The following is a 7,186-nucleotide window of genomic DNA, read 5'->3' as shown; positions in this document are numbered from 1 at the left end:
ACGTCACAAATGAATCATCTGTGTCGTAACTTGCGCCAATCCCGCACCTAACCAAAATCCGCTCACCGGACGCTCACGGTTCTTCAGCTTCTCGAAAGCTGACTCTGCAACGCGTACACAAACCACTAGGATCTCGACGAGGAAACGAATGAATATCGCTCCACGGAATGCCGCAGCAGCCCCGACTAAAGCTCACGAACCCGCACCGCCGCCGCACCGAGTGGACAACATGGGCACACGAATCACCTCATCGGAACACCCGTCCGAGGATCAAGCGAACTTCGAACAGCAGCTACATGACTTGCATTCGGTCAACCGAACAACGGGTACTGCTCCTGCTCCCACAGATTCCGAAATACGCAGGTCCTCGGCTGCGCTGAACGAGGCGCCGACGGAAACCGAACGCTACCCGGCCGCATCATTTTCGAGAGCGTGCGCCCAGCTTGCCGCAACGCTGACGGGTGCCACTCTGGGGGCGCTCAAAAACGAGATCAGCCTGGCCGCGCAGCAAACAGCGCGGTGGACACCAGCCATCGCCGCTCCCGACGGTCCTGTCGATCGGGATCGCATTTTCGACGACGTTGCCAGGTCGTCATATGTCAAGCTGCATCGCTTTCAGAATCAGGATGCCGATTGCAAGCCGCGTACCGAAGCCAACACGAGCGCAATATCCCATGCCCGCAACACGGCGCGGGATCATTCTTCTGTAGGAGATCCTCTGGAGCGATATCCCACGGACCGGGCGCGCCAAGCTGGTTGGCATATGCGGGGTAAGACAGCAGTCTCTCCTTTCGTGTCGTTGGTCGAGGACCCCTCAAAACTGGCCGTTTCGCGCGACCCTTGGGCGCGAGCGATCGCCCACAATGCGAACATGCTGCACACGTACACCATCCCGAAGTCTGCAGTCTGGACGCCAGACGACGTGCTGAGCAGTATTGGGCTCGGAATGAATGTCGAGGATCAGGACAACATCGACGCGGATGTGGATCTGATGTGCTCGCTGGGTAGAACGCCGACCCGAGAGACCGAGCGCTTGTTTCTGGGCGGCAATTTGGAGGACTACCGGACAGCCAGCGAGGCAAATCCGTACAAGAGCGTGGGTAATGAATAGATAGCCGGGCACCCAATCCGTGAGTTTGCTGGCCGACGTGGGCCTGAAGGGGATGCCGAGTCGCCAACGCGAATCCGCCCCAAGCGAGCGTCGGAGTGAACGACGATGCAGGCCCGCACCGCGTTGGTCGGCCGAGGTCATTTGCTGCGGGCGTGCCGTCGACGAGTACCCGGATGTGATCGCACCGTGCCACAGCATCGATGGCGGCACAGGGTTTGGCGGGCTTTTGTAGGATCATTCCCAATGCCTTCGGCGAGAAGCCCGTCCCCAAGCTCATGCCCGGCGCCATGATCCGACCTGCCTGGCGGGCAGATGACCGCCGTCAGGCAGGAACTCGTTCAGGAATACGAGGCCCAAAACGGCCTCGATAGAAAAGCAGTGGCAGGAGCCCTGCCAGACCCTCCGGCACAATGAGCGGTAGCGAACTCGCCACAGGGAAACCCGGGTCTCAATTAGGGAGGCGCGTTCGATCACTGTAGTCAGATAACTTCCTCATGTTTGCAGCTTCATGAGCTTGCGCGCCATCAGCGGCGCGCTCCTCTTGCGCGGGCAGCGACTTTGCAATGCACCGGTCGGAACCAGCCAAGCCGCCTAAGCTGCGCGATCCCACGCGCGTCATTGCGCTCCGACTTCACCGGCCTCGCCTTGAAGGCGTCGCGCATGCCGCGTCTCCAGCGGGCCCAGCGCCAGTCCCGCTTGCAGCATTTGCTTATAGACTGCGTATTCCGATGGTGGGCAGGTCACCGATTCCGATTTGAGCCGGCCGTCTTTCGTAGCTGTCATGTCAAGACACGTTAACCGGTGTCGTGCAGTAGAAGCGCACCGCGCTTCGCCGTCAGAATGATGTTGGTTAGAAGTCTGCCTCAATACGAGGGGGAGATCGCCCACAACTGTGATTTGGCGCTCGTTTTTTTCTAACCCTCGTCAGCTTGTCGACAGCTGGCGGCTTTAACCTGAGGAGGTGGATGCCTGCAGGACATGGCCGCCCCTCGACGAATGAAGATAAACGCCGGAGTACATGATGGTCGCAGGAATTAGAAGTATTGGCAGCTTCGGTGCTTCCCTTGCCCGTGCAGGGCGTCATGGACCTTCGAATGGACAACCGCCACACGGACCTGGCGGACCTTCTGGTGCTAAAACGCCGGCTAATCCTAACCACCCGGGCGATCCTAACGGGCCGGTTAGGGGACGCGATCGGACGGACATCCCGCTCAATTCTGGCGACGGCTCGCAATCTGCGTCCGAACAAGAAGCCTTCCATCTGGCTCTGACCGCCGTTGCATTAACTACAATGAACGATGTCATGGCTGATGCCGAGGAAACTATGGCAGAGACGGAAGAGGATACCTGACGCTGGATGGTTCTCGTCAGGTAATAGTGGCCGTTGATAACGGCACAATTCGAAGAAAGGGAAATAATATGCCTAATGTTTCGAGTCCCATTGCTAGCGCTGCTAGTGCCGGCCTTTCGACTGCTGCAAACGCAGCGACCACAGCCGGTGGGGCTGCTGCGTTCCAGGCTCAAATCGCGGAGCTAGCAGCCGTTAGCGCGGAGGCTACGGCTAGGAGTATGCAGTTGCGCACTGTTACGACGCAGCTCACGACAATCAAGAAGGTTGCCGACGAACGCGTTCAGTAATGCCTGAAGCGTGGCTCAAATAGCCTCGTTCGCGCCCCTTGGTGCGATGTGAAACTGTAATGAGCCGCACGGCAATTTGCCGTGCGGCTTCTCTCCTTGTTCGGAAGATTATTCTTGAATGACACGGTTTGCCTTCATTTCGAAGTTCTATCGGGCCTTTACTGCGGACTGACCGGTAAGCTGGCTCCAGAAACGAACGTAATCGGTAGTGGGCTCGATGCCGATCTGATCTTCGTCGAGCAGGGACTCGCGCCGCATCATCTTCGGGTCACTCTTCTTGCCAATTCGATCGAGGTCGAGGCCCTTGCCGCCGAACTCAACGTGAAGGGCAGCGGGAATATTGCCGCAGGCGAGGGTATTGTTGTTCCACTTCCGGTCGTCATTCACCTAGGCGCGATGTCCATACTCTGGTCGGCACAGGGTGCAGCGCCAGCTGGTTCCAGCGGTACACCACGCCACTCGATCCCTGTACTAGCCTTCGTGTTACTGGGCTCGGTCGGGATCGGCGCGCTCTCAGCGATTTTCTCCTACTACGGCAGCGCCGGTGCATCGAGCGCCAATTCACCTGATGCCAAACTTGAATCCAAACCTACCCACAACTTCGCCGACAATCCGCCTACCGTGGCAGCGGCCAAAGACCTGCAACAGGAAGTCGATAGAGCAGGCCTGCTCAACATTAAGATAGGCTCCGCAAAGGGTGTTGTTACCGCTGAAGGCACCGTCACGTCTGCATCGGCCACCAGTTGGCAGCAGGTTCAGCAGTGGTTCGATCATCACACGAAGGGCGCTCTAACACTGGTCAATGGGGTGATCACCAAAGAGGAGAAGGCGCCATCCGCAATCGCGGTCGAGGCGGTTTGGCGTGGGCCCTCGCCGTATATTGTCATCAATGGCGAGAAGTATTTCGTCGGGGCCCTTTTGGACGATGGATGGACTGTCGATCGGATTGAGGACAGCCGCGTACTGCTGAGCCGAAATGGCCGCATCGCTTTTCTCCCGTATTGAAAAGTTTCCAGGTTCGCAGGGCCTGATCAAAGGAGAACTCCGATGCCAAGCCGCCACACCTACAATGTCGCCCTCGGTAATTGGGGTGCGTGAAGGCGTTGTGGTCCTGCGGAACCAGTTTCGGCGTGTACTGAGCCTATGCGCTCATCTCGGACGGCTTCGGCGGCGAGACCCTGACGGTCCTGGACAGACTGGATGCACCCGGTGACTGGCGCGTTTCGCGGTCTCTCAATCTCAAGCGTTGCCAGCGCGGGGTGTGTCTTCGAAAGCTGCGTAGCAGCAGAGCGATTCTCAAACGATCACAAAGGGGTCTCCATGGCCAACATCATGCGTAACCTCCTCGAGCGCGCGCCTGCCAACCCGGACTTAATGGTCGCGCTGATGCTGCTTCTGGCCATAGCTATGATGGTGATGCCAGTACCTGTCGTAGTGATCGACGCACTGATCGGATTCAATATGGGTTTGGCAATACTGCTGCTGATGGTTGCTTTGTATATTAGCACGCCACTTGAATTTTCCTCTTTGCCCGGCGTCATCTTGATTTCCACGGTGTTCCGTCTGGCGCTCACCATCGCAACCACGCGACTGATCCTGGCCGAAGGGGAGGCAGGTAGCATCATCCACACGTTCGGTGAATTCGTGATCTCAGGCAATATCGTCGTAGGGATCGTCATATTTCTGGTCGTGACCATGGTGCAGTTCATGGTCCTCGCGAAGGGCGCGGAACGCGTAGCAGAAGTGGCGGCGCGCTTCACGCTCGACGCTCTGCCGGGCAAGCAAATGGCGGTCGATGCAGAGTTACGGAACGGCCACATCGATGCCAAGGAAGCTCGCAGGCGGAGCGGCGCATTAGAGAAGGAAAGCAAACTTTACGGCGCTATGGATGGCGCGATGAAATTCGTGAAGGGCGACGCCATCGCCGGGCTGCTGGTTATTTTCATCAACATGTTGGGTGGGATTTCGATCGGCCTGCTTTCGAAGGGTATGCCTTTCGGCGAGGTGCTGCGTCACTATACCCTGCTTACTATAGGTGATGCGCTCATCTCGCAGATTCCGGCCCTGCTGATCTCAATTACCTCGGGGACCATCGTCACTCGTGTGACTGGGGCTGGGAGCCTCAACCTTGGGACCGACATAGTCACTCAACTCACGGCCAGTACGCGAGCGTTGCGGCTGGCGGCCTCGGTCTTGGTTGCGATGGGGTTCGTTCCCGGTTTCCCCCTGCCCGTCTTTCTTATCTTGGCCGCGATCTTCGCGGCGGCAAGCACTGTCAAGGGAAATGTGATAGGCGCCAACAATGTCGATCCTACAGCTGCAGCCCCAGTGGAGCCTAAAAACCAAACCATGCCTGCAGAGGCGTGTCCGATTGCGTTCTTCCAAGCGCTCAACCTGATGCATGCGATCGACCAAGTCGAATTACAACAGCACTTTGCACGCGCTTCGCAATTAGTCTCGGCCGATCTCGGCATCATCGTTCCCCGCATCCCTATCGCGGTCGATCAGCAGCTGCCCGAGTCGCAATTCAGGATAGATATCGAGGGCGTGCCGGTTGCACAGGATTTGATTGATCCGACACAGCTAACGCTAAAAGACGGTCTGGCAAGCATTGAATCGACCGGTATCCCTTTCCGGAATGATCCGGAAACGAACACAATCTGGGTCGAACAAGGCCACGCACGGGCTCTCCAGGCCGCCGGCGTCGGGCATCTCCGTCCCAGCGAACGCATCGCGTTGCGTGTCCAAGCAACGTTGACCCGCTATGCACCGCGCTTGGTCGGAATCCAGGAGACCAGCCAATTGTTGGGCAGGATGGAGCAGGAATATGCTGACCTGGTGAAGGAAGTGTTGCGCACGACGCCGCTCCCCAGGATTGCCGATGTGCTGCGCCGCCTGCTTGATGAAGGTATCCCGATCCGCAACACTCGCGTCGTCTTGGAGGCATTGGCCGAATGGGGCGAACGTGAACAAAATGTCGCCCTTCTCACCGAACACGTTCGTTCCGGTATGAAGCGGCAGATCTGTCACCGCTATGCAAACGGAAACGGAATCGTTCCCGCCTTCATCATCGAACGTGAGACCGAGGGTGTGGTGCGCAGTGCGGCTCGGGATTCGGCTGCAGGCCCCCACCTTGCATTGAATGATAGCCAGAGCGAAGCGCTACTATCACAGATGCGTCACATCGTTTCCAGTACAGCGCCGGATCAGGCTCGCCCTGTCATATTAACTTCGATCGATGTCCGACGCTTCGTCCGCGGTTTTCTAACGCGAAACGGGATTGATCTTGCTGTCCTGTCTTATCAGGACCTCGCGTCGGACTTCACGATTCAACCGGCCGGATCCGTCAAGCTGCGCCTAGAACCAACTGTGGATCCACAGGGGAATCTCGCGATATCCGCGTTGCCGTCCACTGACAGCCAAAGCACTTGATGAAAGGTGTGAGAACCGAACATGATTTCATTTCGTTTGAACTCAGCTCTCTTTGCCGCGCTCGCCATCCTGCCTCTGGGCGGTTGCGCCAGTTGGAATAAGCCAGCTCTTTCAGTGAAGGAGACGGCGCCACCAGCGTTGCTCGGCGCCGATCACATCGATCCGGCTATGCGCGAACGCATTTTGCGCGCAGTCGGGCAGGATTCTCAAGAGCGGGCTTTGCGGGATTTGAAGCAGGATCCGGATAATGTCGATGCGGCAATCAGTCTTACGAAACTCTTGTTGGCGCAGAAACGCCAGCACGGGGCGCTTCAAGTACTCGACAGAGTCTTAGTTGCGGACCCAGGTAATGTGCGTGCATTGAATGCGAAAGGAGCTGTCTTGGATATTCAGGGCCGGCATGAGGCGGCACAAGCGCTATATCGGCAAGCTCTCAAAACGGAGCCAGGGAATCAGATGTTGCAACACAATCTCGACCTGTCCCTGGCGTCTGACGGGAAGTCCGAACCGAGCGCGTTGGTACCGTCGCAATAGCTGTGCAATGCACCCGACTCAACGCGCTGTCAGAAGCGGTCGCAAATCGGGCTCTTAGGACCAGCTAAACTCGTTGTCCAAAAATTGGGGTCCATTTCGCTTGCCCGAAGCGACGACGCGCGCTTTCTCATGCCGCTCCTCGGTCCGCGGGCGCGCCTGGTTCGGCAACGTCAGCGCAAAGCTGGACGCTCCTATTAACCTCGCCATTTCTCCCGAATTGTGATTCCATCGGCACTTGATGGCGAGGGGGGCTTTTATGGGAACTGCACCTGGTTTCTTCGATGTCGATGACCGGCTTCGGCGGTTGAGCGATCTTGGCGATCAGCTCGAAGCCTATGGTCGGGTTGTGGACTTCGAGGCGTTTCGGGCTGATCTGGAAAAGGCGCTTGCCTATACGAGCGGGCCGCACGGTGGCCGACCGCCCTACGATCCGGTCATGATGCTGAAGGTGTTGGTTATCCAGACAGCGAA

4 protein-coding genes and 3 pseudogenes are annotated in these 7,186 nt (G+C 57.8%); 6 read left to right on the top strand and 1 reads right to left on the bottom strand.

From position 1 onward, the window contains the following. Positions 1-148 precede the first annotated feature (148 nt). Positions 149-1,111 carry a hypothetical protein gene (locus tag ACWGTI_RS31825; protein WP_454590594.1) on the top strand — a complete coding sequence of 321 codons (963 nt, stop codon included), beginning with the start codon at positions 149-151 and terminating at the stop codon, positions 1,109-1,111. A 230-nt stretch (positions 1,112-1,341) separates the two neighbouring features. Next, positions 1,342-1,525 (top strand): annotated as a pseudogene (locus ACWGTI_RS31820) (hypothetical protein); the annotation flags it as partial. A 143-nt stretch (positions 1,526-1,668) separates the two neighbouring features. Here ACWGTI_RS31820 and ACWGTI_RS31815 read toward each other — a convergent pair. Further along, a pseudogene (locus ACWGTI_RS31815) lies at positions 1,669-1,819 on the bottom strand (IS110 family transposase); the annotation flags it as partial. A 1,044-nt stretch (positions 1,820-2,863) separates the two neighbouring features. Here ACWGTI_RS31815 and ACWGTI_RS31810 point away from each other — a divergent pair. The 4 genes and pseudogenes from ACWGTI_RS31810 to ACWGTI_RS31795 all read left to right on the top strand — a co-directional run. Then, positions 2,864-3,754, top strand: a complete 891-nt coding sequence (locus ACWGTI_RS31810) for a SctD/MshK family protein (RefSeq protein ID WP_454578655.1) — start codon at positions 2,864-2,866, stop codon at positions 3,752-3,754. A 315-nt stretch (positions 3,755-4,069) separates the two neighbouring features. After that, entirely contained in the window at positions 4,070-6,181 is a 2,112-nt protein-coding gene (gene sctV / locus ACWGTI_RS31805; protein ID WP_454590593.1) for a type III secretion system export apparatus subunit SctV, read from the top strand. A gap of 21 nt (positions 6,182-6,202) precedes the next feature. Continuing rightward, on the top strand, positions 6,203-6,715 hold the full coding sequence (locus tag ACWGTI_RS31800) for a tetratricopeptide repeat protein (RefSeq protein ID WP_454578653.1): 513 nt from the start codon (positions 6,203-6,205) through the stop codon (positions 6,713-6,715). Positions 6,716-6,971: 256 nt separating this feature from the next. After that, positions 6,972-7,186: pseudogene (locus ACWGTI_RS31795) on the top strand (IS5/IS1182 family transposase); the annotation flags it as partial.

It is taken from the genome of Mesorhizobium sp. ArgA1 (assembly GCF_053714375.1).
Note: the sequence above shows the minus strand (reverse complement) of the source record. Positions and strands in the feature narration are given on the sequence as shown.